The organism is Vibrio profundum, from assembly GCF_050337555.1.
GTDB lineage: Bacteria > Pseudomonadota > Gammaproteobacteria > Enterobacterales > Vibrionaceae > Vibrio > Vibrio profundum.
In genome coordinates, this window is sequence record NZ_JAKJTA010000012.1 from 72,097 (window position 1) to 98,421 (window position 26,325).

Genomic DNA, 26,325 nt, shown 5'->3' on the forward strand with positions numbered 1-26,325 from the left:
GAAGAGGTTAAGGCTTTAAGTGACGAAAGTCACCCCCCTAAACCAACGCAACCACAGCTCATTGCTTTTTTTCGGTTAAATATTCAAGGGTGAGTTAGACAAGGAGCAACAAAAAAGGCGCGATTGCGCCCTTTAATATATTCTATTCAACTTGGGTCGATTAACCCTAATATCGATTGAATTATGAGTGGGTTGAATTATAAATGGGTTGAAAGCAAACCGTTATCTTCGCCAAAACCATTCGGTTGGTAACGATCGGCTTGTGGGTCATTGCGCCACATTTCATTATCGACTAAATAGCGAAACTCAAACTGGCTATTTTTTGGCAAACGCGTTTTATACTTAAACGTTTTTGACTTCGCGACCTTTTTCATTTCAATCGGCTGCCAATCCAAAAAGTCCGCCACTATGGATACTGAGTTACTTACCTCATTCATCGGTACTTCAAACGTCACTTCGACTTCATTCTTAGTCTTAAAAAAACGTTTACTGATCATCCTTTTACTCCCTTCGCTCAATCTGTGAACTTAATCAAATATTCGATCAGGGTAGATAATAGGCAATTTAGCACATTTCCACAATACACATATCTCGGCTACGATGAACATCGGACCATGTAAGCCCTTCAATAGCAGCAAGGAAGGGGTTACTAAGCAACAAATGATTCAGAGGCAGGAGGTGCTGAACTAACGTAAAATAACCTTAGTAATGTGCGCGCTTTTGCAACAAAGTTAGTTGATATTGATCTGATAGTGAGACAATCACAGAATGTTTCGCGGCCGATGCGTCTCCTTTGGATATGGTCACGTTAGCCTGAAGCAAATCGCCTTTGTCTAACAGATTTTCCACGACGACGCTTTGTCCTAGACGTACGCTGTCCACTAGCTGCATCGATTGTAAAACAGGATCATAGCGAAAAGTAGATAGATAAGAGATATCTTCTTCTAGACCATATGACAGCACTAAAATCACGGCATAAACGTGTTGATCTGAAGCACTCAGCGCCACAATAGTATCTGTATTAATGGCCACCGAACCTTGCATATCATCTTGATAGTATTGAGCTGTCACTGTGCGTAAATCAGAATCAATACCATCAAAGTGAGCACTAGAACTGGAGTCAGGAACTTTAATAATGAAAGGCTCGTCAGAATCGACGCCAAAAGCATAACGCAGTACCGAGCTTTCATTCGCAGGCTGGTCATACTGCGCCGCAAGCGTCAGCGTCTGGTGATCATGTCCTCGTAGCACAATCAATCCAATTGCCACCGTGATTGAAAGTAGAATCATGCCAACAAAGGCGCCGCGAGAAGAATAAACATTACTTCGTTCCACCCCGCCCCCTAACTAATAGAACAAGAACAAAACATTCACATTAAGAATGTATAAACCTTACCTATAGGTTTATACCAAATTGAGGGCATATCAAGAAATCCCCCGATCTATTTCCATTTATTAGTTAACGAGTTCCTTAATAATTGGGCGACTGATACGAACGTCTATACTTATAACTTCACCCGCCGAGGAAAACACTCAAATGCCGCTGAATAAAAATATTCATGGCGTGTACTGCATTGAGGTTCAATCTCACATACTGACCCACCGTCCATACGGTGCTTGGAATGAGTTAGCCGCTTAGCAATTCTGCACCGAATTAAAAACCCACGCGAAAACGTTGCAATTTCTTCCCAGCCCTGACATGGAATAAAAAACCACTTAAACAGAATAAACTTGCAACACGATCTCCCTTAATTTACTATTTGCGCAATCTATAGTTTTAGTTTTCACCACATCTTTACTAGATCGATTGGATCTTAACGTAATAATTGGAATTTTGTATGCAGACAAACCAGCCCCCTATTGAAGAGCACCAGAACGCGAGAAATTTTTGGATATTTTTTATTCCGTCGATGATTGGCTTGTTCGTTTTTATGGCACCAGTGCACTACGATGGCGTGCTGACCATTCCAGTCGCCGTGTTAGCAAAATCGATCAAAGCGGGTTTAGGTGATAGTTTAATTGATGTCGTCACGACGATTATTGCTGTGATGGCGGCGGTTTCTCTTGGCGTGAAGGTATTCAAACCTCGCTTCGTTACCCAAAACCACTATTTAAACAATTTACTCAATCCATCTTGGTTGTGGCTTAGCATTCGTGTCGCCGGTGGGATTGCTGTGATTATGACGTTTTATAAAGTCGGGCCAGAAGCCGTGTGGAGCTCAAATACCGGCGGTCTTGTACTGATGGACTTGCTGCCGACCTTATTCTCTGTGTTTATTTTTGCAGGCCTCTTGTTGCCACTGCTGCTGAACTTTGGCTTGCTTGAACTCTTTGGTGCCTTGCTAAGCAAAATTATGCGCCCGGTGTTTAACTTACCCGGTAGAAGTGCTATCGATTGTATTGCTTCTTGGTTAGGTGATGGTAGCGTGGGGATCTTGCTCACCAGCAAACAATATGAAGACAAATTTTATACACAGCGGGAAGCCGCCGTCGTTGGAACGACTTTTTCGGCTGTCTCGATCACTTTTAGTTTAGTGGTATTAGCGCAGGTTAAGTTAGAACATTTATTCCTGCCCTTTTACGGTGCTATTTGCTTAGCCGGTATTGCTGCAGCCATAATTATCCCTCGTTTACCGCCGCTTAGCCGTAAAAAAGACACGTTTATTGATGGTAGCGAGCGCGAACCAAATAGTGATGCCCTGCCAAGTGGACACAACAGTTTTTCATGGGGCATGCAATTAGCACTCAAAAAATCCGCTACCGTCCGCTCGTTCAAGCCTGTCTTTAAGGAAGGGCTCGGCAACGCCGTTGACATGATTTTTGGCGTGCTTCCGATCGTGATGGGGCTCGGCACAGGTGCGTTAATGCTAGCGGAATACACCCCATTATTTAATTGGCTAGGCCAGCCATTTATCCCACTTTTGCAATTACTGGGAGTACCTGAAGCCGAAGCCGCAGCAAAAACCATTGTGGTGGGGTTCGCCGATATGTTCATTCCATCTGTATTGGCAACCTCGATTACTACCGATATGACGCGCTTTATCGTCGCTGCTGTATCGGTAACCCAGCTGATTTATATGTCAGAAGTTGGCGCGCTGCTGCTCGGCAGCAAAATACCCGTCAACCTGTTAGAGCTGTTCACAATTTTTATTCTGCGTACTCTTATCACTCTGCCGATTATTACCGCCATCGCCTACCTGATTTTTTGACCTTAATTGGGAGAGCCATTTAGCTCTCCCAATCAGATTTACGACAGATTCATCAGGCGTGCTTTAAGTTATCACTGCCTAGACGGTAACGCACAATATCTTCGATGGTCAGCACTGGCATCTTGTGTTGATGTCCGAAACGAACAATTTCAGCTGTTTTGGCCATGCTGCCATCTTTGTTCATAATTTCACACAACACGCCCGCAGGGGTTAGCCCCGCTAACTTCATTAAGTCTATCGTGCCTTCGGTATGGCCTCGACGAGTTAATACGCCTCCATCCTTCGCCCTTAGTGGAAACACATGACCGGGGCGAGCTAAGTCACTTGCTACGGCGTTAGGATCCGTCGCCGCTTTAATCGTCATCACTCTATCGTGCGCCGAGACTCCAGTCGTAACGCCTTGCTTTGCTTCAATGGATACCGTGAAAGCCGTTTGATTGGCGCTATCGTTTTTCTCGCTCATCGCTGGCAGAGCTAGATGATTGGCCCGTTCATGCGTTAGACAAAGGCAAACAATGCCACTGCAAGCTCGAATCATTAACGCCATCTGCTCTGAGGTTAAATGATCGACCGAATAGATGATATCACCTTCATTTTCTCGATCTTCGTCATCAAGTAATAAGACGCCGTGTCCGCTACGTAGTGCACTCAGTGCATTTTCTACTCGGGTAATGGAATTGCCAAATTCGGCAAGTAAAGATAACTGATTCATGGTGTTCTCCTAGTGATGACCAGAATCAGGGCGTTATGAGGAATGACAGGTAGCGCAAGTCGCCTTATCAGAAAGATTAGGCAAAGCGTACAATATTCTCTCTCATCCGGACTATCACCGTCGGCTTTGGCTTCTCACCAAATCTGCTGACCTCAAGCTAGCTTGAGCGCTCGCGGGCTGGTTTTCATAATGTGACTTTAAAGCGTTACCGTTAAGGCCGTTACGTTAAAACATTGCAGTTAAAACATTTCAGTTAAAACATTCGCTTTAAGGCTTTGAAAACATACCGCCGGTGGGGAATTTCACCCCGCCCTGAGAATGTATTGACAACGGTCGTGTTGCCAGCGTGGCAAATATAACTGATCATGTTAAAAAACAACAATTTAAGATTGAAATAATTGCATCACTTCATAAAAACATCACAGTTTGCCAAGTAATAGCGATGAACTTCGCCAATATAGTAAAAAAAACAGCAACATTTCAGAATCATTTGCTCATAAAAACGGATATTATTGGCGCCATTGGCAGCGCCGATTGATTGGTGCATCTAAATGAGTGATATATCCGCTCATTTTCCAAAGTTACGGTTATTAATTATTAAGGAAAGTAATAAACCACCATGCAACTACGTAAGAACATCACCCACACGCTAAAAACCTCATTTGGTAACGCCATCGAATGGTATGACTTTTGTCTATTTGGCTATTTCTCAGCCGCGATTGGCCAAGTATTCTTTCCCACTGAAAGCGCGTTCAGCAGCCTATTATTAGCGTTCGCAACCTTTGCTGTCGGTTTTTTAGCTCGACCAATTGGGGGGATCGCTTTCGGCTGGATTGGGGATCGAGTTGGCCGCTATTACAGCATGAACCTCGCCATTATTTTAATGGGCTTATCGACAGTGGCCATTGCCCTCCTGCCCGGTTTTTCAACCATTGGCGTCTTAGCGCCTATTTTACTTGTGGTCATTCGCATTATTCAGGGACTATCCGCAGGCGGCCAGTACGCCAACTTATTGGTGGTCACCGTCGAAAATAAAGATCTCAAGAACAAGGGATTCTATTCCGGTATCGCCATCGCTGTTTCCCTGATTGGCTTCTTACTGGCATCAGGAACCAGCTATTTGGTATTGAAGTTTTGCCCACCGGAATTGGTGCACTACGCTTGGCGAATCACCTTTTTGATCGGCGGTGCGCTACTGGCCATTTACTTGCTCGTCATTCGCTCAGAGTTACAAAGCCATGAAAATGTAGATGTCTCAACGACAGCGAAACCCAATACCAACACCTACTTAGAATTATGGCGTAATCATAAAGTCAGCTTTTTGATTGTGATTTCGTTTAGTGCGGCGCTGGGGATGATGTTTTATATCGACTTCGTGTATTTCATTACCTATTTCACTCAGTTCGATCACATGACGCTGAGCCAATCTTTGTCTCTCAACACCATCTCTTTGTTGTTTGCTTGTGTGATGTACCCTCTATTCGGGCTATTGTCAGACAAATATGGCCGCGCAAAAATGACACTGTATGGTCTGTTGATGCACGTGGTCCTTCTCTACCCAGCATTTCATTTGGTCCTTTCCCATGAAACAGCCAATATCATCGCAGGACTGCTGATCCTGACAACTTTAGGTTGCTGGGTACAAGGTGCAATAACGCCAATCTTCTCGGAAATTTACCCAGCTAGATTACGCAGCAGTGGCTGCTGTGCCAGCTACGGTATAGGCGCTGCAATTAGTGGTTTCTCACCGATGCTCGCCACCCAACTCAATCACCAGTTCTTCAATGGCTTTATTTATATATTCATCTTTGCACTCGTGATCGGGTTAGCCTGCACCGCCACACTACTGCTAAGAAAAAAAGAGCGTCAACAATTGATGACTCAGCAAGCCTAAGTTCCTCTTGATCTTTTAAAAACACACTTACCGCTCTTTGAGCGGTAAGTGTGTCAAACTAGAAGACCACTTTTCCGATCACATTGTTAAACTAAATACGTTATAAGCACCGACTAACTTCACTGATTCTTAACGTCAGCAAGTCTATCTAAACAAGCTTGGTAGCCTTCATCATAATCGAGAAAATAGTGCAGGATGCTTTGTTTGCTCAATTCTTTTTCTGAAACATAGAGCTGCATTTTTCCTGGCAGTATCACGGCTTCGAAAATGCAGTTATGTTCAGCTGACCACTCCACTATCATATTGTTGGTTTCCCAGACATCAGGGGAAGCGCCGATCCAATTGCGACAATCGTGGAATATGACCCATGGGGTTTTATCTTGTTCTGAAGAAGAGTGTATGTGCTCTTGGAGATCTTTAAACCAGCCGAGGCTCGCTTCGACATTAGTGGCTCCAGAAACCTCGGAATGTAATAGTCAATTGTTGAAACTCATCACCCACTCACCATGAATATTTCGGCTCGCCATAGTTTACCTATGCTTGATTGAACACTTTCCTCATTCAACAGTATAGTCAAATCGAACCTAGATTTAGATTTTCGCTGACTAAGCATTGAGCACAACGAAGCGGACATTTTCATAAATTTGATACACTTTAGAGCGCGATACTGAGGCTGGTAACAGGGCTACGTTTGCCTAGAGCCTCTCACTCTGGCTGGTTTATAAAGGGCTGATGCTAATCGGTTGTGGCAGTACTTGACGATATCTAGGTGTACTTTAATCCTACCTATTTCACCTTTTCGCAATTTCAATCAAGCGGCCTTGAGCGCTTCTCTCTACCATTCTGGCTTTATGGCATTCGTACTATCGGCTCCGTTAACGCTTTCTCAGATATATGTATCCGTGAATCAATTAATGTAAAATCAATCGTCACGCTGTTTAGCTTCTATTTAATTCAGGAAAGGTTATGACCAAACGCAAGCTCTTCGCTGCCATTTTAGTGGTAGTGGTCGCTGGTGGAATATATGCGTATTCTCACCAACGCAAAGATACTGGCAAACACTTTACAACCGTCACGGTTGAGAAAAGTGACATCAAAAAGCAAGCGACGGCGGTTGGTAAAATTGTCCCTGCGCATTCTGTTTCTATTAAGTCACAAATCGATGGTATCGTCGGTAAAATTTATGTGATTGAAGGGGAACACGTGGACAAAGGGCAGCCTTTAATAAAAGTCATGCCCAACCCCACCCCTCAAGCGCTCACCTCGGCAACCACCCAACTGATGCAAAGCCAAGCAACGTTCGAGTCTGCCAAGCAAACACTGGCTAACCTTAAGTCCTTGGTGAAACAGAAGGTTATTCCGGCCAACTACAACGACTATGTGCAAGCTATCGCCGATGTCAAAACCAAACAAGCCGATGTTCGTCAAAAAACGCAGAACTTAGCGTTAATCCAAAGCGGTGAAACCCGCATCGGTAACGAGAAGCTCACCTCAACGATTTATGCACCGATTTCTGGAACCATCCTCGATCTCAAAGTTGAAGTCGGTGAACCTATTATCTCCACGGAATCCAGCCAATCAGCCACAGAAATGATGTCGCTCGCCGATATGACCCACATCATTTTCAAAGGCAGTGTTAGTGAACATGATGCTGCGCGCCTAAAACCAGGCATGTCTGTGACCATGACCCTTGCTCCTTATCCAGATGATGTGGTGAAAGCCACATTGAGCAAGGTCGCTATCCAATCAGAAACATTGAACTCACCTGATGATGAGCTCACTTCTGCCTTTGACAATGGTTTTGAAGTGGAAGCCAATAATCTCAAAATGGCCACTCCCCTCAATATTCGTTCTGGCTTTTCGGCCAGTGCCAAAGTCACCTTACAAGAAGCCAAAGATGTTCTCGTTATCCCCGAGCGAGCGCTAAGATTTGACCACAATACGCCGATGATCCTGATTCCCGATGACTCTAAGCGCGGCTATCATTTGCAAAAAGTCACGCTAGGACTATCCAATGGTATTAATGTCCAGATCCTAACGGGAACAAAGTTAGGTGAAAAATTAGTCGATAATAGCTTGGTGAACGATGGTCATGAATAATAACCGTACCTACAAATACCTTGCTGCAGCCTTGATGCTATCTGTTGGCACTGCTGCTTTCCCAACTTACGCGCTCAGTTTGGATCAAGCTTGGCAGGCCGCTGTTATCAATGCACCAGCCTACGAAAAAGCCAAGATTGGTGTCAGAATAAGCCAAGCCGAGAAAGACGCCAGCCAAGCCGCTTGGCTGCCAAGTTTGTCGGCAAGCGCTTCCACCAACTGGGATGAAGACGCCAACAACAGCAACAGTTACAACGTTCAGTTATCGCAAACTATATGGAACAGCGCCAATTGGGCCGATTTAGATAAATCACAAGCCAATATTGTTGCGGCCAAGCTCGAGCAGCAGCAGGCGCGTAACGAATTGGCGGCGGATGTACTCAACGCTTACCTAGACCAAGCCAACGCCCAAGATGACCTAGCATTGGCCAAAAACAAATTCCATGATGGTGAACAACTACTCTCCATTACTTTTAAACGTTTTAAAGCGGGCAAAGCCAAGTCAATCGACTTAGAAGAAATGCAGGCAAATAGCCTCGACGAGCAAGCCTCCATCTACACCAACAATGCCTCTTTGGCAGAAAAACGGGCGAGTCTAACGGCTATCATCAACCAGCCCGCCACTGAAGTAGACCGAATTCGCACCCGGGGCCTACAACAGCCAAACATCATGTTCAGCACAGAGCAAGCATGGCTCAAACGCGCCAAGAACCACAGCCCAGAACTATTGGCTGCACAGCAAAAGGTGCAGGTTGCGAATGATGCTATTCGTAAAGCTCGTGGTGGATACTACCCTAGTGTCAGCGGTAACGTAGCCTATCAAGACAGCGACTCAGCAGATGGTGAACTCCAGACAGGCTTAACCCTTTCAGTGCCACTAGACACCAATGGTGCAACTCGAGCTCAGGTTGATCAAGCTGAATTGGAAAAGCTCAGTGCTCAGCAAGACGTTCGCCAAGTGGAATTGCAAATCGCACAAGATGTACAACAGCAATTTCAGCAGCAACACCTATATTGGCTGAAAGTGGAAACCGCCAAGCAGCTCGTTACGCAGCGAGAGAAAGTCGCGATCAGCCAAGAAGCCCTCTACAACGCTGGGATGGCCAGTGCGTCGGATTTGATTAACGCGCACAACGATCTGTTCTCAGCCAGAAACCAACTTAAAGCCGATCTCTACAGCTACTGGCGCGCTCGAGTTAACTTATGGAAAGCCGCAGGTATGCTTGATAAGTCCACCATTTCTGTTCTGGCTCAGGCACTGCAGCATGATTAATCTCATCAGGCAGACGATAGAGACTCTGACCGCCCATAAGTTGAAAAGTTTGCTGGCAATGATTGCCATCGCTTGGGGTGTGACCTCAGTGGTGGTCTTGCTCGCGTTGGGACAAGGCTTCTATCAGCACCAAAGCGCTTCATTGGCATTTTTGCTCAATAACAGCCAAATCGCGTACTCTGGCCAAGCAAGCAAAACTTGGCAAGGCTTACCAGCAAGACGGCCCGTTACCCTTACCGATGAAAACCTTAAACCACTTAGCCGCTCACCGTTAATTAAGGCTATCTCTTTGGTTTATATTAACAACAGTGTGGCGGTAACCAATTCAAAAGGGCACTTTATTGGCTCAACGGCCGCAGGTATTGACCCTCACTATTTCGCCTATTCAGCACTGCACCTTAAACCCGGATCACGTAACATCTCCCCACAAGATATTGCCAATCACGCACGGGTCGCCGTGATTGGCTGGCAGTTGGCTCAATCAAGCCAGCTCAAAGTTGGTGACCAAATCAAAGTGAATCATATTCCTTTTACCATTGTCGGTATCATCGATGGCGATAACGTCAGCATCTCCTTCGGTGACGGCACGCGAGTCGACATACCTTCAAGCACATTTAAAGACATATGGGATGTAAACCCAGGCTATATGATCGTGAAACCGCAATCTGGGGTATCGGGCGTAAACCTGCGTCGCTACCTCACCAACTTCTTCTCGAAAACACTGCACTTTGACCCAAGCGATCAAAACGCAGTTTTTCTTCCGGACATGAGCAGTGGTGGAAAGATGATCACGGCACTATTGCGCGGCGTACAGATATTCCTCGGTGCCAGCGGCACCATGACTCTTGCAGTGGGTGCGTTAGGCGTAGCCAATATTATGTTTCTATCCGTCACAGAGCGCACTCGCGAGATTGGAGTTCGCTTAGCCATTGGCGCTACGCGACGAGCGATTTTGGCTCAGTTTGTCACTGAAGGCATACTCTTGGTCACCTTCGGTGCTTTAATCGGGATTGGATTTGCTTACGCCTTGGTGTTTTTGTTAGAAGCCGTCACTTTGCCAAGCTGGCTAGGTTCCCCTTCCATCACGTCTTATTCTCTATGGGTAACTTCAATGGTAACCTTTATTCTCGCCATTCTTTCTGCATGGTTCCCCGCACGTCGTGCGGCGGCGCTTCAACCAGTGATCGCTTTGGGCGCGAGGGTATAACTTGATGCAACTTCCTTTACGTCAAATCTACCAAGAAATGGTCGCTGAAAAACTCCGTCTAGCGCTCACCATTATCGCTGTCGCTTGGGCGACTTTGTGTATCGCCACTATGCTCTCCGTCGGAGAAGGTATCCGTCAAGGTGTGTTGAGAATTGCCCACAACGGCAACGGCAATCTTATATATCTAAACGCGGGGCGTGCTAAAATCGATACAGGTACAGTGCACCTTGGAGAACAGATTAAACTGTCGACCAAAGATGCGAATATGCTGCAAGTACTCCCCAATGTGAAACTTGCTCTGCCTACCGCCATCTGGGCAGCGCCAGTTAAGTATCATAGCCAAACCACTTGGCATCAGCCGCTAGCGGTTACGCCGGCCTATCAAAAAGCAACGGGACTTACCCTTATGCCCGGTGGACGCTGGTTCGACCCGCTCGATGAGCGTCAGCAGAGAAAAGTTATCGTGCTCGGTTATAACGCGGCCGCAGGGCTTTTTAGCCCACCCAAAAAAGTAGACTGGTTTGCCACCAAAACGTTAACCGTCAATCCGGTCGGTAAAATCGTCAAACTCAACCAAGATGAGTTTACTGTTATTGGCGTTCTAAAGAAAAACAGCGGCCACATCGAAAAAGGGGACGACATTAACTACGCCAGCTTTGTCCCGCTTGCGACATGGCAAAGCTATCATAAAAATGACCCAATCACCGCCATCAACTTGCTGCCAACATCGAATGCTAACCGAGCGAGCTTAGCCAAAACAGCGAGACAAATCATCGCTCGCGAGCATGGCGTGAACGTACACGATGACCAAGCCGTTCAAATCGAAGACATGTTACTTAAGCAAAAAAGCATGAACCAATTTCTCATTGGCCTGCAGGGTTTTCTTGGCATTATTGGCTTCGTTACCTTAGCCGTCGCTGGTGTGGGCATCGCCAACGTGATGTATGCCATGGTGAAGCGGTCAACGAGAGACATTGGCGTTCGTATGGCGGTGGGTGCGACACCTAGTGCGATACGCTGGCACTACGTTATCCAATCCCTACTGACAATGGCGCTCGGAGGCGCAGTCGGCTTGATGGTGACATTCACCCTAGTACGCCTAATTGGCTCGATAAACCTAAGCGGCAATCAAATGTATGAATCACTGGGCCAGCCAGTGCCAGTGCTATCCATCAGTGTTTTGCTGATTGTGATTTCGGCTCTCCTTGCGGTTGGAGTAGCCGCCGCTTGGTTACCCGCCAATCGAGCAGCCAGTATCACCCCCTTACAAGCCCTGCAAAGCGAATAGAGAGAAACTAACCCGTTATGAGCTCACAATCCCCATTAGTCGACATTCAAGATCTGGGTAAATATTACTCCAATGGCGAACTGCAAGTGAAAGCCCTTGATTGCATCAACTTACAGATACAGCAAGGAGAGTTACTCTCTATTCTAGGCCCGTCTGGATCGGGTAAATCAACCTTGATGAATATGCTCGGTTGTCTGGATAAGCCAACCAATGGCCGTTATTTGCTCGACCAACAAGATGTCTCTTTGCTATCGAGTAACCAATTGGCGGCCATTAGAAACAAAAAAATCGGTTTTGTCTTCCAGAGCTTTAACCTACTCGATTACGCGAGCGCAGTCGACAACGTCGCCCTGCCGCTCGTTTACAGTGGTGTGAGCGTAAAAAAACGTCGTCAGCGCGCCGCTGAGCTGCTTGAACAAGTCGGGCTTGGTGATCGATTGCACCACAAACCTAATCAACTTTCCGGGGGACAGAAGCAAAGAGTCGCTATTGCCAGGGCCCTGGTCAACGACCCACAAATCATTCTCGCCGATGAACCAACCGGTGCGCTAGACTCAAAATCAGGCGCTGAAATCGAAGCCTTATTTAAAACCTTACACCAGCAAGGAAGAACCCTAATCATTGTCACGCACGACAATGAACTCGCCAAGCGCACCGATCGAATTGTCACCATAAAAGATGGACAAGTGCTCTCCGATTTGTAGCGAAGGCACTCTTTCAATAGTGCTTAAAAACGCAACTACGCCATCATTGAATTAGACTTTAGTCTAAGGCGTAGTTTTGCGACTTTCATTACCACACGCTAGGTAGGGATAACCACTTAAATTACATGCACTTAATTGGATTCATGTTTGTTTAAAACAAAACCTCTTTAGGCATCCAATTTAGCGACCATTTCTTTGACTAAGACAGAATAAAACACTGCACTGTTATGCAAATTTATGCGAACAATATTGCACAAATTGCGTAAGATCAAACATCATCGTTTTTTAGCTGATCTGACACAATCAATGGGCTAAACTGATTAAGCGGTATTTTTATCGATAGAGGAGGTGTTATGCTCGCTAAACACAGAGATTACCTGTTACACGGTACTCAAAACTTCCATGCCCACGTACAAGTTAACCCCATCGGACAACTTGACGTCGATATCGTGGAAAAACGTGAACACCATAGCGCGAGTTTTGAGTCACTCGCGTTTAAAAAAGTTGGATCTAAGACCATTATTTCTGGTTGTGATGAAAGAAACAAGAAAAGTAAATGGCAGCTTACTTTAGCTAAAAAAGATGCTGAAGAACTCAATCTATTGATAGAGGAAGCAAACGAAGAATACGAAATATTAATGCGTGATTTATCGTAGCATAACAAACAAAAAACGAACGAGAAAAGTACTGATAAATTATACGGCCCTCCATTTGAGGGCCTATTTATTTTTTGGACAATACATACACAGCCAAACGACCTTGCCTAGCTTGCTCGTATCACCTCCCCCTCGCAGAAGGCAGCTATAATCTTATAGGGATCGCTAAAGAGAACGTAATGTGAGTTATCAAAAGAATGCACATGGCACCTTTGAGATTGACACATCCTTCGTGCATGAAGGCATTATTGTTGGCAAGTTAATTGGAGCGTGGAATATCCAAACGGCTGAAGAATATATTGATGCGTGGTTGGAAATCGCAGAACTCAACCTGATGCAATCAGAATGGGGAGGCATCAATGATATGCGACAATGGGGCTTATGTACGCCAGAGGTGTCGACATTTTTCAACGACAACATATTAAAGTTTGTAGATATCGGGTTCATTTTCAACGCAGTCCTACCTAGCATCGAAATGCAAAAGATGATTACCAAACGTATTGCCGACGTCGCACAGGAAACGACCTTAGAAACGCAATACTTTTCTAGCTTTGACACGGCACTATCATGGGCTCGCGCCGAGCTAAGACAGTACGACTAGCCTACTTCCTTATCCGTGATAATTATCCCTAACTTTATCGCATACAATAAAAAGGCGACTGCAATAACACAGCCGCCAACCTTCTACTATCTACTATCTACTATCTACGCGTTACATTAAGTCGGCTCTGCAACAGAGATCAAGCATTGGTCAAACTTAGCGAAGCTCGTCACCCCAGCGGTCTCTGCAATATCGATGAAATCTTCCACTGTATTATCATGGAAGTTTTTGACTCGATGCGATTTAAAGCTCGGTACGATACCTTTCGCTAACTCTGGGTTTTGCGTGGCGACACCCGTTGGACAGTGATCGGTATGGCACTTCAACGACTGAATACAACCAAGTGAAAGCATAAAGCCGCGCGCCGCATTACAAAGATCTGCGCCATAACAGAACGCTTTAAACATCGCAAAGCCAGATAACACCTTACCTGCATAAATTACCTTGATGCGCTCACGTATGTTCTTCTTGATTAGAGATTGATTCACAAACTTCAGCGCATCATCTCCTCGCATCCCAATATGGTTTGAGTAATCCAACGGTGCCGCGCCAGTACCACCTTCAGCCGCATCCACTGTAATAAAGTCGGGATAAATATCTTGTTTAATAAATTGGTCTAGTAACGACTCGAACTCTCTAGGTTGACCGATACAAAGTTTGATCCCGATTGGTTTTCCACCACTGAGTAGGCGCAGTTTACCGATAAATTCGACTAACTTTTCTTCACTAGGAAACGATGGATTGAACGGTGGTGACAATACATCTGTATGCGGTTCAACCATACGAATTTTAGCGATCTCTGGGGTATTTTTGGCGGCAGGCAAGACCCCACCGTGGCCCGGTTTAGCACCCTGAGAGAGCTTAATTTCAATCATTTTGACTGCATCTAACCAGCTCTTTTTACGGAACTCGTCTTCATCCAGTTTTCCTTCCGCGGTGCGAAAACCAAAGTTGGCGGTACCCACTTGCATTATAACGTCGCCGCCTTCTAAATGATAAGGGCTTAAGCCGCCTTCTCCGGTGTTATGCGCAAACCCGCCCAGCGCTGCACCTTTATTCAACGATTGAATCGCCGTCTTACTTAATGCACCAAAACTCATCGCAGAAATATTCAAGATGGAGGCTGAATAAGGCTGAGCACAATCTGGACCACCAACAGTAACGCGGGGCTCATCCTGAAATTTTCCTTTGCCGAACATGCTGTGACCAACCCATTCGACACCCTCTTTATAAAAGTCGCGCTCTGTACCCAAGGGGTGATAGCCCGGCTTATTCTCAGAACGCGCATACACATGCTTAATGGTGTTTTTGCTAAAAGGCCGACCTTCCGTATTACTTTGCACAAAATAGTCGTGCAGCATAGGCGCGATTTCCAACAATATATAGCGCATATGCCCAACCACGGGAAATTCACGCAGCACCGCATTTTTCTTTTGTGTTAAGTCATACCACCCCAAGGCACTAAAGCCGAGTATCAGCATCATAACTAACGTATCACCCTGAAAAAAAAGGTTATTGACCACAGCAATTACGCTGAAAATGATGGAGACAAACAGGAAAACTTTTCTATAGGACATGCTCTACTAACCTTATTGAGATGCGATCCAGTTGGAAGGCTCGCTTCCAAGCGAAATCAGCATGCTCATACCTGTGACAGAAAAAAGAAGCCGCGCGACCCTCATTGATAGCAATTTAACTGCAATCATTGCTGGCAAGCTGCTGGAAATAGCATCAGGCCGAGAGGTACTGGCTTCAGCAGATGGTTAGAGGTTACGTGGCAATAAGGTAAATTTCGAGGGGGGGCCAATAAATTTTTGAGTTAAGTGCTAATTTGTTCGTTTTCTATGTCTAAAGTCATTGAAGTTATATTGATATGCACAGAATTTAGCTCCCAACCTATTGAGGTAGATTCTATGAACAACAACGAGAAGCACTGAGACAGCGCTACTCACATACCAAAGCTAATACCAATAAAGAGATCGAACACCAAGGCTCGACCGTCAGATTAAGCTTGATTTAGAAAAAATTAGCCCAAGTATCGCTGACTCACAGCAACACAGCTTTTTACCACTTGTTCCAGTTCGCACGAGACATCGACCATATGAGTGAGGGGCTCGTCGCTAGTAGGCATTTCCAAGGTCGCATATTGGCTATCAAGCAGCGATACAGGCATAAAATGGCCCGCACGGTTTTTCATACGCTTCACTATGAGGTCTTTTTCGGCGTGTAGATGAAGAAAAACGACTTTGTCATTGCCGCTCCGAATGGTATCGCGATAGTTTTTTTTCAGCGCCGAACAGACAATCACACCTATTTCATTTTTCTTTTCAATGCTGAACGCAGCATCGCTGATTCTTTCCAGCCATGGAGCTCGGTCATCATCATTTAGAGCGTGGCCATCTGCCATTTTCAACACATTACTGCGAGGGTGTAGATCGTCGCCATCAATAAACTTTGCATCAATAGCCTGTGAAAATTGCAACCCAACGGTCGATTTTCCCGTACTTGCTACGCCCATGATAATAAAAACAGCTCCGCTCATATTCATTTTACCCAGTTCTTCTTATTTCTTATCTGCCGCCGATCATAACAAAGTTACCAGTAACATGTTACCTGTAACCTTGCAGATGTGAATCAGTTCAAAGAGCTGAGATTTTGATGAAAATAAGAGCGGCAATGCAATTTACAGACTGAATTTTACGGGTAACATGTTGCCGGTAACGTCCCTATTATTCATTCTAATAATCAAAATTAATCATAAGGTCAAGCCATGTCTGATCTCTCCCTAATCCTTACCGCAGCAGGATCCATCGTGTTACTGCTATTTCTCGTGATGAAAGTGAGGCTACACGCTGTCGTCGCCCTTATCGTTGTCTCTATGGGAGCGGGTCTATTCTCCGGCATGAACCCAGAAACCATTGCCGCTACTATCCAAAAAGGCATGGGCAATACATTGGGCTTTGTCGCTGTTGTGGTCGCACTTGGTGCCATGTTCGGTAAAGTCATGGAGGAAACAGGCGCACTCGATCAAATTGCCCATACCTTGCTAAACAAGTTTGGTACAGATAGAGCAAGCTGGGCGCTAACTTTCACCGGATTCATTTGTGCCTTGCCACTGTTTTTTGACGTCGCAGTTGTATTGTTGATTGGTATTGCATTTGCGGTGGTGCGCCGAGGAGGCGGCAGTGTTGTCAAAATCGGAATCGCTTTATTAGCGGGGATTGCCACCTGCCAAGCATTTCTTATCCCAGCGCCTGGCCCTGTGCTTGTCGCCTCTCAGTTACATGCCGATTTTGGCTATATGATTGTCTTTGGCCTTATCGCTTCCGTGCCTGCCATGATATTGGGTGGACCATTATGGGGCTCCTTTATCGCTAAACACGTGCATGTTGAGCTCCCAAGCGATCACGACACTGATGACAACAAAAGACTGGGTGAAGGCATACCTACGTTCAAGTTGGCGATTTCCCTGATCTTACTTCCTTTGCTGCTTATCGGTCTCAACACCATTGGTGGCCATTTCGTCGCCAAAGACTCTAATGCTCAGCACTGGTTACAATTTATTGGCCACCCTTTCACCGCGATCACAGTGGCCTGCTTGGCGGCATTCTATCAGCTTGGCTATCGCCGAGGCGTCAGCAACGATAAAATCATGGACATTTGCAGCGCCGCATTGCAGCCAGCGGGCGTGATTATTTTAGTGACGGGCGCTGGTGGTGTGTTCAAACAAGTCTTAATCGATTCAGGCGTAGGTTCAGCGCTTGGCCATATGCTTGCGGGATCGGGGTTGCCTGTGGTTGCTCTCGCATTTGTGCTCGCGGCGGCGGTGCGCGTGATTCAAGGGTCAGCAACCGTGGCCATGCTCACTGCATGTGGCTTAATCACACCTATGCTGCAACCTTTAGGTCTAGATGGCGCCCAACTCGCGGCGGTAACCATCGCCATCGGTGGTGGCTCAATTGTGTTCTCGCATGTCAACGACTCTGGCTTTTGGTTAGCCAACAAATTTTTAGGCTTATCGGAAATAGAAACGCTGAAAACATGGACCATTATGGAGACCATCATAGGGGTTACTGGTGGCGTTGTGGCGCTGGGTATTTCTTTGATGTTGTAAGGTAAACACAAAAATAGAAGGACTGCTAAAGCCCTTCTATTCGCTCACTTTGCTAACCAATTCATTCAATGAACTTATTCATCCAGCCCTCAAACTCTGTTTGATATTCTTGCCGAGCTCGTTCAACAATTAAATCGCCCTCATCACTGGTAATAGATTTTAAGTGGAGCTCTTTTTCCAACCATTCCCTATATTCATAACTCTTATGACTTGGTTCGTCATCTTCGCCGATGTAGTAACACACTTCGTCAAAACTCAATAGCGGCTCACAGTCGAGACTTAAGATTTGCAATAACTCATTCAGATTCTTGGCAACGATATGTGCCTCTCCTTCACTACCAAGTACCACTATTGGAACTAGGCTCAAATCCTTATCGTCCTTTGTAAGCCAAAAGGCATAGGATGAACCTGTAAAGTCCGCTTGAGCGAATTCTATAATGGAACAGAGAAACTCCTCGTTGTCACTATAAGCGAGTTTTAACCCCTGGTCGCCATCAGACAGAAGCTCAAAGCCACCAGAGTAAAAATGAGTTTTTGCGACCTCGAGATCGAAGTGGTACAAAGACAACAGAGCTTTAGGCAGCTCTAAATTTTTCAAGAGGGTAACCAATAATTCTGTCATGCTATTTCTTACTATCAAAAGTGATTAAAACAAGATGTTGTGAAATTCAAATACTCTCCCCATCATCGACCGTCACCGCCAACTCAATATTTCTACGTTCAATCTGACTGTCTTCTATTTGAGCAAGTAACTGCTCGGCCGCCAATTGGCCGATCTTCTGCCTTGGCGTGAGCACGCTGGCCAATTTTGGCACCATTGATTGGCCAACATCTAAACCATGAAAACCAGCCACGGCTAGTTGGCTTGGGATCTTAATGCCTTGATTATGACACTCAAATACCACGCCAGCAGCCAAGTCATCGTTGGTACAAAAAATACTGTCGACATCTGGGTATTTCTTCAGTGAGCTGCTCAAGAGTTTTCTTCCTAATGAAAAGGACGATGACTTATCTGTAAGATCATAACGTGGTGTTAAGCCGGATTCTTCCATGGCTTGTGTATAGCCTTGCATCTTGAGTTTAGTTCGCGTGTCTAAGCGAGCTCCCAGATACACGCAGCGAGAATAGCCTTTTTCAATCAATCGCTTGGTCATCAGGTAACCTGCATGGACATTATCAAATCCGACCGCTTGGTGAATAGGCGTTTTGGTGGTATCCATTAACTCTGCAGTTGGAATGCCTGCTATCTCTAACATCGAGAGTGTACGCTCGGTGTGCTCAAAATCCGATAGAATCAATCCATCGATTTGATAAGACAGCAACGAGGTAATATGTTTCTGCTCAACTTGTGGGGAATAACCATAATGCGCCAACATGACTTGGTAGCCCGCAGGCTCTGTCACCGATTCAATACCACGAATAACATCAGCAAAGACTTGGTTAGTTAAAGATGGCACGAGAACGCCAATCGCGTGACTTTTGGCATTGGACAGTAAAGTCGGGACTTTATTGGGAATGTAGCCAGTTTCAGCGATTGCCTGCTCCACTTTCTCTCGTGTGGCTTTTGAGACTTTCTCTGGCTGTCGTAAGCAGCGGCTCACTGTCATTTTGGTAACACCGACGATGTCTGCAATATCCTGCAAAGATGTACGCTTGTTTTTCAACACTGTTCCTCAGTGTTACTGTAACATCTTGGCATTATGCGCAATTAGTTAAATGAACTCAATACGACATATCAACAAGTTAGACTTTGGACTCTAGATTACATTGAAAAGATAAAAAACAAAGCTAATATAGGCCCTCATCTAAGAACCATTATATCCGAGTAATCTCATGGCACATACTAGAGGTTACCCAAGTAAAAAGAGCAGAATAAATTATCATGAAAAAATTATTAATGGCCGCTTTCCTATTCAGTGCCATGTCAGCGCCTGCAATGGCTGGTTGGCATGGCTATTGGTTTACGGGCTCTAATGGGAAATCATACGCCTATGATATCAGCAACTTAGGCGGGGCAGCAGTGTATGCGCCTGATGAGAATTATGTTAGCTTCACCACTGGTGATATTACGCACTGCCATACCCAATCGAATGTCATCAAAAAAGTGGATGACCGCTCTATCGCATTCAGCAGGTTCATCGCAGGAAAACTGTGTGTTTTTAAACCACAAAGTAAAAGTGATGAAGACTTCATCGTGAATCAGTTTAAATCGAAACAAATGGTCACTTGGAATAGCTACAATATACCCACTAAAGGCTTTGAAAGCATTTTAAACAAATAATAGGAAGAAACCTTAGCTTGCTACCTCCCTATGGCCGCCATAGCCTGCTGCGAGAACTAAACAAGCAAACTTAGCTCAACTTCTTTACATTGCTTTGTTGAGCTAAGTTGTTCTGGGGGAAAACCTACTTCCACCTACTCGCGACAACCACATAAACGAGCAATCAGTAATGTGTGTGAGCAGGCTTCATTGGGTTTTTGCCAAACTTTCAATTCAGCTGGCCAATATTAGACAGATTTTATCGGACAAAATGTTTATCTCAGAGCAATAAGTTTACTCCCCGATGTCAGTATGTCCCTGTTCAAATTCCCACTGGATACCGTATTTATCAATGAAGTAAAAGTAACGGATGCTTGCGATAATGTCGCATACTTTGTTTTTTTCGTTTGAATCTTGCTCTACCGCTTCATCATAGAAAAAGAACTCCTTCGACTCTATCGGGGAGATCTGAAACGGTTTGTAATTAGGGTTCTCAGTGATTAATTGCGTATCATGATGCCTTTTCACATGTTCAAAAAGCTCGTCGATTCCATTCACTTTAATACAAATATGACCAATGCCACCGATGTCATTTGCCTTCTTATTACGGCGAGTAACAACATCTCCTTTAGGCGCATGATACTCCATTAGCTCAAGAAAAATATTCGCGCCTTTGAGCTCTAAAAACGTGATCGAAACATCGACCTGCTCTGGCTTATCGACAAACCCAGCAGACTGAGCGAAACCTTTATTTTTAAAGTGAGGGAAAGATTGCACTGGCGCAGCATTGAATAGCTCTGTGTAGTAAGAGATAGCGCTATCCATATTATCAACCACAACGTTGATGTGGCCTAATCCAATTAAGTTCATTTTCTAATCTACTCTTGTTCTGATGAAGTTCACTACTGGAACCACCAATAATAAATGCGCAATTATAAGCATAAGAGAGTGATTGTATAGATGAATTACATTTCATCTACGAAAAGGCTCAATATTTCAGAAGGTTGTAGTTCCAAACGAAAGTGGTGTTCAAGGTTAACCCCACCAAAGTTAAATTTTGGTCATAGTTAGCCGCAGGAGTTTCGTTAATATCCAAAACAGAGCTAAAATGCGCAGCCGATTATACCCCACCATGTCGTTTGGAGAATTCACATGCTACGCCCTTGCTTGATGGCACTTGCGCTCGTCACATTATTTGGTTGCTCAGAGCATCAAGAGAACGAACTTGGATTGGGCAATGGCAGTGTTTCTTCTTACCCGCAAAATATGTCGGATATGCAGCTGTGCCAAACGTTGTATTTTTCTCGGCCAACCAATCAAACTCGTGTGGCGATTGGTGCGGAATTCGATCGTAGAAAGCTGAGTTACCAACAGTGCAAAACAGCCTACGACCAAAATGCGCTATCGGCCTTGATAAAAACCATTAGCATCAATAAAGACAACAGCAGCAATTCGGATGACTCCTCAGATGAAAATTAAATAGAGCGTACTACATTTCATCTTTTAACTGCTTGGTCCTCTGCACCAAATAGTCTTTAAAGTCAGCGCATCTAGCAGGCATCTGGCTGCGCTTTTGATAGTACAAACTTAATTCAAATTCACTTTTCACATAATCGTTCAGTATCGACACTAAGGTGCCATCGCGAAGTTCTTCCTTCACCAGCTGTTTCGGCAGATACGCGACTCCCCCACCTTGCAGCGCGACATTTTTTACAAACATACTATTTTCAATCTCGATAGTTTGAGCAATCTCCACCGTTGTGAACTCTCCACCTTTTTCAAACTGCCAACGATTCCCACCGACCAGTGTCGACGTGTATAGACAGTTATGAAATTTTAATTCTTCGGGTGTGATAGGTTCGTCATGCCGCTGGATATATTCAGGCGCGCAACACGCGACAAGTGGATAGCGCAGTAAAACCCGCTTAACCAGTAGACTGTCTTTGTCTAAATGCCCTTTATAGGTAGCGTGCGCTTTAATAGAAAAATCGACTTCATGAAGATGATCAACAGGCAAGGCAGTTTCAATGATCTTAAAGCTAACTTTAGGGTAGATTGCGAGATACTCACCCACAATTTGGCTGAGAAATTTTTGCGCAAACAAAGGCGTGGCCGCAATTTTAATCAAACCACGCATGTCATGATCAAGATTTTGGATCCCGGTAAACACGTCTTTAGCACTGCGATAAATAGATTCATATTGATCATACAGCTGCTGCCCAACTTCGGTGGGAGAGATCGTCCGAGTCGAGCGCAGTAACAAACTCACCCCAAGCGCCTCTTCCAATTCTTTGATCCACCGACTGCCTGCCGAGCTGGAAATACCGTAAATACGCGCCCCTTCCGAAATAGAGCCAGTACGAATCACTTCCACAAAAAAAGCCGCTTTATCTAGCACTTACCTTCTCCCTATCTATCCCTATTTTAGAAAAAAGAATCCCATTTTCAGTCAAATATCCCAGAAATGGCGACAAGGAGTATGACCTTGGTCAAGCTATTTTTTCTAAATAAATCCGATAATGATACTGCAACCATTTGAAATTATTAACAATGATTCGTCAAGTATTGATGACTAGATAATTCGTTATTCTGTTAACCAACTGTTTTTTCCCAAGTTGAGGCATTGTATTCCAGTTGCTATATCTAAGGAGCCTAATGAAAAGGATTTTATAGGGAAACTTAAAACGGAGGAAAACACCATGTTAAAAAACAAAATCTGCATTGTTACTGGGGGAGCCCAAGGTATAGGTCGCACTATCGTCGAACGTTTTGCATCAGAGGGAGCTGAGCACGTATACGCATGTGACATGAATGTTGAAGCCATCAACAAAGCCTATGAGGGAAGCAAAAACGTTTCGCCTGTCGCACTCAATGTCTGCGATCGAGAAAGCATTCAAACATTTATTGAAGATGTAAAGCAGCGACATGGTCGAGTGGATGTGCTGGTCAACAACGCAGGTATCACTAAAGATAACCTGTTAGAGCGCATGACTGAGCAAGAATGGGATTTGGTATTAGATGTCAATCTCAAAGGCGTGTTCAATATGACGCAAGCCGTTGCACCTATTATGGTCGAGAATAATGGCGGCTCAATCGTCACCATGTCTTCAGTGGTGGGCACTGATGGCAATATTGGTCAAAGTAACTACGCGGCCACTAAGGGTGGCGTCATCGCGATGACCAAAGGCTGGGCGAAAGAGTTTGCTCGTAAAGGGGCACAAGTAAGAGCTAACTGCGTGGCACCGGGTTTTGTTGAAACGCCAATGACCAAAGATCTACCAGAAAAAGTAATTGCCTATATGGTAGACAAAACGCCACTTAATCGCATGGCAACTAGCATGGACATTGCCAATGGTGTGACGTTCTTAGCCAGCGAACAAGCAAGCTTTATTACTGGTCAAACGCTCAAAATTGACGGGGGCTTAGTTATCTAACTCAGCCCAACGCGACCCTAAAATGTCAGAGCCCAAACCACCTTGCATTCATGAGTATTGGGCTCTTTGAAACACCTTCAATATCGTATAGCTGTAATCGCATCAACGTAATCGCGCCAAAAGAATCAGCGCCAACAAAACCAAAAGAGTTCACCCGGTAGTCGCCATATAGCACCACCGCCATACCAATACTAAAAATACCATTCCTTTGACCGTTAGCGCGAGGTACCCGCTATGAAAAAAAAGCGACAGTTGTCCTGTGAAAAAGCCGTTGAACTTATCCAAGACCATGACACCATCATACTCGGTGGTTTCGTCGGCGCCGTCGTACCAGAAGCCTTAGAACGAGCACTCGGTAAACGATATCTCAATACCAGAACCCCCCACAGCCTCAACCTTATTTTTGCCGCTGGGCAAGGCGATGGCAAAGAAAGGGCAATCAACCACCTTGCGCAAGATGGCATGATCAATCACGTCATTGGCGGTCACTGGGGGTTAGTACCTAAACTACAAGATTTAGCCACTCAAGGAAAAATCACTGGTCATAATCTCCCTCAAGGGGTTATTTGCCAACTCTATCGAGACTCTGCAGCGGGGAAACCCGGCACCCTGAGTCACGTCGGGTTACAAACCTTTGTCGATCCAAGACTCGAAGGCGGCAAGATAAACTGTCAGACAGAACAAGAAAGAGTGGAACTCCTCTCTATCTCCGGACAAGAGATGCTATTTTATCCGAGAATTACTGCCAACGTTGCCTTTTTACGTGGTACCACAGCCGATGAGAACGGCAATATCAGTATGGAAGAGGAATGCCTGTTTTTAGAAAACCTCGCCATCGCTCAATTGGTACACAATCAAGGAGGCACAGTTTTCGTACAAGTAAAACGCATTGTCCCTGCAGGTCAACTTGACCCGCATACCATCCGGATCCCGGGTATCTTCGTCGATGTCATCGTCATTGCCCAACACAACGAGCACCCTCTTACTTTTTCAGAACAGGTAAACACTTCCTACTTAGGCCAAGGCTTACCTCAACACCCTACGCAGTGTGATACCTCCCCTTTGACGTTGAAGCATGTGATCGCACGCCGAGCCTCAATGGAACTTATACAAGGTGCGATCATAAATTACGGCATCGGCGTACCTGAGTGTATTTCTCAAGTTATTCACGAAGAAAACGTCAGTGACCAAGTGGTGGCGACCGTTGAACCCGGTGCGATTGGCGGTACTCCTGCTGGAGGCTTGTCATTCGGTGCGTCTTCGTTTCCCGACGCTATTATCACACAGGACCAAATGTTTGATTTCTACGATGGCGGCGGGTTAGAGCAAGCCTTTCTTGGCTTAGCGGAAGTCGATAGCAATGGCGATTTAAATGTCTCTAAGTTTGGCAATAAGCTGGCTGGTTGCGGTGGCTTTATCGATATCAGCCAAAATGCCAAAAGCGTGTATTTCTGCGGCACGTTCACCACTGGCGCATCCCAAATTGCCATCACAGAACAAGGGCTAGACATCAAGAAAGATGGTGCTATTAGCAAATTTATCAAACAAGTACAGCAAATTACCTTTTCTGCCAACTACGCGCGCCAGCAAGATAAACCGGTGTTATACATTACCGAGCGCGCAGTATTTCAGCTCGCTCAAAGCGGAATCGAACTAATAGAGATAGCCCCGGGGGTGGACTTACAGAAAGACATATTGGATAAAATGGATTTTACGCCACAAATATCACCCAATCTCATTCAGATGGATAAACGTATTTTTAGCCCTGAACTCATGCAGCTGAAACTGAAATCAGACCAAGCCCCTGCCAAGTCGCAACAATGCTCCGACGCCAATCATACGGAAACCAATCATATGGAAGCTAAGAAATGGCGCTACCTATAAATACCGAACAACATAGCCCACAGCCCAAAGCAACCGAAGTCCATAAGAACCTCCAGCCTTGGCTTGAAGACTTTAATACCCAGCTGGAGCTATTGGCAGCCAGCAATTTTAAGCGCACCCCCGACGTCGCTAGGCAAGGCTTAGCTGCACTGACTCTCAGCCATATTCACCAGTCACCCGAGATAGACAAAGTCTTGGATGGAGTGGTCGCTGGCGTTCCTGTTAGGCTCTATCACCCTGCTCCAGATAACGCTTTGCCGGTGCTGATTTATTATCACGGCGGAGGACATATGTCAGGAAGTATCGATGTATATGATTCCATTTACCGCCGACTAGCACAAAGCTGCAATCACATTGTTGTCGCGGTTGAATATCGCTTATCTCCGGAGTTTCGCTACCCCGCTGGATTATCAGATTGCTATACGGTCGTGGAAAATATCACCGCCTACTTAGACACTCTCGGCGTGCTTTATAGCGATAAACTAGCAATCGCAGGTGATTCGGGCGGCGGTGCCTTAACCGCTTCGATAGCGCAAAGATCTGCGAAAGAGCCAGCCGTACAAATTGGTAAACAAGTCCTAATTTATCCAAGCCTAGACTACACAATGAGCTGCGCTTCAATACAAACTAATGGCCATGGCTATTTGCTCGAGTCTTCAACCATAGAGTGGTATTTTGAACACTACTTTCATCCTGAAGATGACAGAGTGGCAGCTTCTCCGCTGCTGTCAGATCTCAAAGGCGATATGCCAAGCACGTATGTCATTACCGCAGGTTTTTGTCCTCTGAGAGACGAAGGGATTGCTTACTACGAAAAACTACAGCGCGCAGGAGTAGCAGTTCAACACCAGCATTTTCCGGATATGATCCATGCGTTTATGAATTTAGCCAGCCTAGTGCCAGAGCAATGCATGCAATTGTATCAGTCGGTGGGAGATTTTCTTAATGAGGAAAGTCGCTAGGGTGTCGGAGAACGTGGGAAATGGGTA

General features: G+C 45.3%; 26 protein-coding genes and 1 riboswitch. Of the genes, 16 read left to right on the forward strand and 10 right to left on the reverse strand.

The window, feature by feature from the left end; genetic code table 11:
- Positions 1–197: 197 nt before the first annotated feature.
- Complete coding sequence (locus L4C34_RS12985; protein ID WP_428789771.1) at positions 198–497, reverse strand: isoamylase early set domain-containing protein; 300 nt, start codon at positions 495–497, stop codon at positions 198–200.
- 205 nt (positions 498–702) lie between these two features.
- Positions 703–1,335, reverse strand: a complete 633-nt coding sequence (locus tag L4C34_RS12990) for a hypothetical protein (protein ID WP_428789772.1) — start codon at positions 1,333–1,335, stop codon at positions 703–705.
- A gap of 503 nt (positions 1,336–1,838) precedes the next feature.
- On the opposite strand from L4C34_RS12990, the gene L4C34_RS12995 reads away from it, so the two are divergent.
- Positions 1,839–3,209 (forward strand): YjiH family protein, encoded by a 1,371-nt coding sequence (locus tag L4C34_RS12995; protein ID WP_428789773.1) that lies wholly within the window; start codon positions 1,839–1,841, stop codon positions 3,207–3,209.
- Positions 3,210–3,261: 52 nt separating this feature from the next.
- Here the strand turns inward: L4C34_RS12995 and ribB are convergent, their stop codons facing one another.
- A complete protein-coding gene (ribB, locus tag L4C34_RS13000; protein WP_428789774.1) occupies positions 3,262–3,921 on the reverse strand; it encodes a 3,4-dihydroxy-2-butanone-4-phosphate synthase in 660 nt (219 codons plus the stop codon).
- A 90-nt stretch (positions 3,922–4,011) separates the two neighbouring features.
- Positions 4,012–4,245, reverse strand: a riboswitch (FMN riboswitch).
- 295 nt (positions 4,246–4,540) lie between these two features.
- Between ribB and L4C34_RS13005 the strand changes: the two genes are divergently transcribed.
- Positions 4,541–5,815 carry an MFS transporter gene (locus L4C34_RS13005; protein ID WP_428789775.1) on the forward strand — a complete coding sequence of 425 codons (1,275 nt, stop codon included), beginning with the start codon at positions 4,541–4,543 and terminating at the stop codon, positions 5,813–5,815.
- Between the two features lie 119 nt (positions 5,816–5,934).
- On the opposite strand, the gene L4C34_RS13010 is transcribed toward L4C34_RS13005, so the two are convergent.
- Complete coding sequence (locus tag L4C34_RS13010; RefSeq protein WP_428789776.1) at positions 5,935–6,117, reverse strand: hypothetical protein; 183 nt, start codon at positions 6,115–6,117, stop codon at positions 5,935–5,937.
- Positions 6,118–6,781: 664 nt separating this feature from the next.
- Between L4C34_RS13010 and L4C34_RS13015 the strand changes: the two genes are divergently transcribed.
- The 7 genes from L4C34_RS13015 to L4C34_RS13045 all read left to right on the forward strand — a co-directional run bounded on the left by L4C34_RS13015 (position 6,782) and on the right by L4C34_RS13045 (position 13,644).
- Positions 6,782–7,915, forward strand: a complete 1,134-nt coding sequence (locus tag L4C34_RS13015; RefSeq protein ID WP_428789777.1) for an efflux RND transporter periplasmic adaptor subunit — start codon at positions 6,782–6,784, stop codon at positions 7,913–7,915.
- A complete protein-coding gene (locus L4C34_RS13020) occupies positions 7,908–9,188 on the forward strand; it encodes a TolC family protein (protein ID WP_428789778.1) in 1,281 nt (426 codons plus the stop codon). The genes L4C34_RS13015 and L4C34_RS13020 overlap by 8 nt, the downstream gene beginning before the upstream one ends.
- Positions 9,181–10,395 carry an ABC transporter permease gene (locus tag L4C34_RS13025; protein ID WP_428789779.1) on the forward strand — a complete coding sequence of 405 codons (1,215 nt, stop codon included), beginning with the start codon at positions 9,181–9,183 and terminating at the stop codon, positions 10,393–10,395. The genes L4C34_RS13020 and L4C34_RS13025 overlap by 8 nt, the downstream gene beginning before the upstream one ends.
- 4 nt (positions 10,396–10,399) lie before the next feature.
- Entirely contained in the window at positions 10,400–11,683 is a 1,284-nt protein-coding gene (locus tag L4C34_RS13030; RefSeq protein WP_428789780.1) for an ABC transporter permease, read from the forward strand.
- A 17-nt stretch (positions 11,684–11,700) separates the two neighbouring features.
- The gene (locus L4C34_RS13035; RefSeq protein WP_428789781.1) at positions 11,701–12,387 is read left to right on the forward strand and encodes an ABC transporter ATP-binding protein; all 687 of its coding nucleotides are present in this window, start codon (positions 11,701–11,703) and stop codon (positions 12,385–12,387) included.
- 353 nt (positions 12,388–12,740) lie between these two features.
- The gene (locus L4C34_RS13040) at positions 12,741–13,043 is read left to right on the forward strand and encodes a hypothetical protein (protein WP_428789782.1); all 303 of its coding nucleotides are present in this window, start codon (positions 12,741–12,743) and stop codon (positions 13,041–13,043) included.
- A 181-nt stretch (positions 13,044–13,224) separates the two neighbouring features.
- Entirely contained in the window at positions 13,225–13,644 is a 420-nt protein-coding gene (locus L4C34_RS13045; RefSeq protein ID WP_428789783.1) for a hypothetical protein, read from the forward strand.
- A gap of 116 nt (positions 13,645–13,760) precedes the next feature.
- Here the strand turns inward: L4C34_RS13045 and L4C34_RS13050 are convergent, their stop codons facing one another.
- Positions 13,761–15,221 (reverse strand): FMN-binding glutamate synthase family protein, encoded by a 1,461-nt coding sequence (locus tag L4C34_RS13050; RefSeq protein ID WP_428789784.1) that lies wholly within the window; start codon positions 15,219–15,221, stop codon positions 13,761–13,763.
- A gap of 61 nt (positions 15,222–15,282) precedes the next feature.
- Here L4C34_RS13050 and L4C34_RS13055 point away from each other — a divergent pair, with 61 nt between their 5' ends.
- A complete protein-coding gene (locus L4C34_RS13055) occupies positions 15,283–15,411 on the forward strand; it encodes a hypothetical protein (RefSeq protein ID WP_428789785.1) in 129 nt (42 codons plus the stop codon).
- A gap of 259 nt (positions 15,412–15,670) precedes the next feature.
- Here L4C34_RS13055 and L4C34_RS13060 read toward each other — a convergent pair whose 3' ends face one another.
- Complete coding sequence (locus tag L4C34_RS13060; protein WP_428789786.1) at positions 15,671–16,186, reverse strand: gluconokinase; 516 nt, start codon at positions 16,184–16,186, stop codon at positions 15,671–15,673.
- Positions 16,187–16,414: 228 nt separating this feature from the next.
- Here L4C34_RS13060 and gntU point away from each other — a divergent pair, with 228 nt between their 5' ends.
- The gene (gntU, locus tag L4C34_RS13065) at positions 16,415–17,758 is read left to right on the forward strand and encodes a gluconate transporter (protein WP_428789787.1); all 1,344 of its coding nucleotides are present in this window, start codon (positions 16,415–16,417) and stop codon (positions 17,756–17,758) included.
- Positions 17,759–17,819: 61 nt separating this feature from the next.
- Here the strand turns inward: gntU and L4C34_RS13070 are convergent, their stop codons facing one another.
- Positions 17,820–18,380 (reverse strand): hypothetical protein, encoded by a 561-nt coding sequence (locus L4C34_RS13070; RefSeq protein ID WP_428789788.1) that lies wholly within the window; start codon positions 18,378–18,380, stop codon positions 17,820–17,822.
- 46 nt (positions 18,381–18,426) lie between these two features.
- Positions 18,427–19,422, reverse strand: coding sequence for a substrate-binding domain-containing protein (locus L4C34_RS13075; RefSeq protein ID WP_428789789.1), 996 nt, complete (start codon positions 19,420–19,422; stop codon positions 18,427–18,429).
- Between the two features lie 218 nt (positions 19,423–19,640).
- On the opposite strand from L4C34_RS13075, the gene L4C34_RS13080 reads away from it, so the two are divergent.
- Positions 19,641–20,039 carry a hypothetical protein gene (locus L4C34_RS13080; RefSeq protein ID WP_428789790.1) on the forward strand — a complete coding sequence of 133 codons (399 nt, stop codon included), beginning with the start codon at positions 19,641–19,643 and terminating at the stop codon, positions 20,037–20,039.
- Between the two features lie 273 nt (positions 20,040–20,312).
- Here L4C34_RS13080 and L4C34_RS13085 read toward each other — a convergent pair whose 3' ends face one another.
- Positions 20,313–20,888: a VOC family protein gene (locus L4C34_RS13085; RefSeq protein WP_428789791.1), complete on the reverse strand. Its 576-nt coding sequence runs from the start codon at positions 20,886–20,888 to the stop codon at positions 20,313–20,315.
- Positions 20,889–21,170: 282 nt separating this feature from the next.
- Here L4C34_RS13085 and L4C34_RS13090 point away from each other — a divergent pair, with 282 nt between their 5' ends.
- The gene (locus L4C34_RS13090; protein WP_428789792.1) at positions 21,171–21,497 is read left to right on the forward strand and encodes a hypothetical protein; all 327 of its coding nucleotides are present in this window, start codon (positions 21,171–21,173) and stop codon (positions 21,495–21,497) included.
- Between the two features lie 10 nt (positions 21,498–21,507).
- Here L4C34_RS13090 and L4C34_RS13095 read toward each other — a convergent pair whose 3' ends face one another.
- Positions 21,508–22,416 carry a LysR family transcriptional regulator gene (locus L4C34_RS13095; protein ID WP_428789793.1) on the reverse strand — a complete coding sequence of 303 codons (909 nt, stop codon included), beginning with the start codon at positions 22,414–22,416 and terminating at the stop codon, positions 21,508–21,510.
- A gap of 301 nt (positions 22,417–22,717) precedes the next feature.
- Here L4C34_RS13095 and fabG point away from each other — a divergent pair, with 301 nt between their 5' ends.
- The 3 genes from fabG to L4C34_RS13110 all read left to right on the forward strand — a co-directional run bounded on the left by fabG (position 22,718) and on the right by L4C34_RS13110 (position 26,298).
- A complete protein-coding gene (gene fabG, locus L4C34_RS13100; RefSeq protein WP_428789794.1) occupies positions 22,718–23,452 on the forward strand; it encodes a 3-oxoacyl-ACP reductase FabG in 735 nt (244 codons plus the stop codon).
- Positions 23,453–23,686: 234 nt separating this feature from the next.
- Positions 23,687–25,336, forward strand: a complete 1,650-nt coding sequence (locus tag L4C34_RS13105) for an acyl CoA:acetate/3-ketoacid CoA transferase (RefSeq protein ID WP_428789795.1) — start codon at positions 23,687–23,689, stop codon at positions 25,334–25,336.
- The gene (locus L4C34_RS13110) at positions 25,321–26,298 is read left to right on the forward strand and encodes an alpha/beta hydrolase (RefSeq protein ID WP_428789796.1); all 978 of its coding nucleotides are present in this window, start codon (positions 25,321–25,323) and stop codon (positions 26,296–26,298) included. Before L4C34_RS13105 ends, L4C34_RS13110 begins: the two co-directional genes overlap by 16 nt.
- Positions 26,299–26,325: the final 27 nt, after the last annotated feature.

Excerpts from the sequence above, each read along its gene's own strand:
- L4C34_RS13055 (WP_428789785.1), top strand. The coding sequence starts at position 15,283 with ATGCTCATACCTGTGACAGAAAAAAGAAGCCGCGCGACCCTCATTGAT.
- L4C34_RS13080 (WP_428789790.1), top strand. The coding sequence starts at position 19,641 with ATGAAAAAATTATTAATGGCCGCTTTCCTATTCAGTGCCATGTCAGCG.
- L4C34_RS13070 (WP_428789788.1), bottom strand. The coding sequence starts at position 18,380 with ATGACAGAATTATTGGTTACCCTCTTGAAAAATTTAGAGCTGCCTAAA.
- L4C34_RS13050 (WP_428789784.1), bottom strand. The coding sequence starts at position 15,221 with ATGTCCTATAGAAAAGTTTTCCTGTTTGTCTCCATCATTTTCAGCGTA.
- L4C34_RS13035 (WP_428789781.1), top strand. The coding sequence starts at position 11,701 with ATGAGCTCACAATCCCCATTAGTCGACATTCAAGATCTGGGTAAATAT.
- L4C34_RS13060 (WP_428789786.1), bottom strand. The coding sequence starts at position 16,186 with ATGAGCGGAGCTGTTTTTATTATCATGGGCGTAGCAAGTACGGGAAAA.
- ribB (WP_428789774.1), bottom strand. The coding sequence starts at position 3,921 with ATGAATCAGTTATCTTTACTTGCCGAATTTGGCAATTCCATTACCCGA.
- L4C34_RS13030 (WP_428789780.1), top strand. The coding sequence starts at position 10,400 with ATGCAACTTCCTTTACGTCAAATCTACCAAGAAATGGTCGCTGAAAAA.
- L4C34_RS13090 (WP_428789792.1), top strand. The coding sequence starts at position 21,171 with ATGCTACGCCCTTGCTTGATGGCACTTGCGCTCGTCACATTATTTGGT.
- L4C34_RS13085 (WP_428789791.1), bottom strand. The coding sequence starts at position 20,888 with ATGAACTTAATTGGATTAGGCCACATCAACGTTGTGGTTGATAATATG.
- L4C34_RS12985 (WP_428789771.1), bottom strand. The coding sequence starts at position 497 with ATGATCAGTAAACGTTTTTTTAAGACTAAGAATGAAGTCGAAGTGACG.
- L4C34_RS13005 (WP_428789775.1), top strand. The coding sequence starts at position 4,541 with ATGCAACTACGTAAGAACATCACCCACACGCTAAAAACCTCATTTGGT.
- L4C34_RS13015 (WP_428789777.1), top strand. The coding sequence starts at position 6,782 with ATGACCAAACGCAAGCTCTTCGCTGCCATTTTAGTGGTAGTGGTCGCT.
- fabG (WP_428789794.1), top strand. The coding sequence starts at position 22,718 with ATGTTAAAAAACAAAATCTGCATTGTTACTGGGGGAGCCCAAGGTATA.
- L4C34_RS13010 (WP_428789776.1), bottom strand. The coding sequence starts at position 6,117 with ATGATAGTGGAGTGGTCAGCTGAACATAACTGCATTTTCGAAGCCGTG.
- L4C34_RS12995 (WP_428789773.1), top strand. The coding sequence starts at position 1,839 with ATGCAGACAAACCAGCCCCCTATTGAAGAGCACCAGAACGCGAGAAAT.
- L4C34_RS13040 (WP_428789782.1), top strand. The coding sequence starts at position 12,741 with ATGCTCGCTAAACACAGAGATTACCTGTTACACGGTACTCAAAACTTC.
- L4C34_RS13105 (WP_428789795.1), top strand. The coding sequence starts at position 23,687 with ATGAAAAAAAAGCGACAGTTGTCCTGTGAAAAAGCCGTTGAACTTATC.
- gntU (WP_428789787.1), top strand. The coding sequence starts at position 16,415 with ATGTCTGATCTCTCCCTAATCCTTACCGCAGCAGGATCCATCGTGTTA.
- L4C34_RS13110 (WP_428789796.1), top strand. The coding sequence starts at position 25,321 with ATGGCGCTACCTATAAATACCGAACAACATAGCCCACAGCCCAAAGCA.
- L4C34_RS13020 (WP_428789778.1), top strand. The coding sequence starts at position 7,908 with ATGAATAATAACCGTACCTACAAATACCTTGCTGCAGCCTTGATGCTA.
- L4C34_RS13025 (WP_428789779.1), top strand. The coding sequence starts at position 9,181 with ATGATTAATCTCATCAGGCAGACGATAGAGACTCTGACCGCCCATAAG.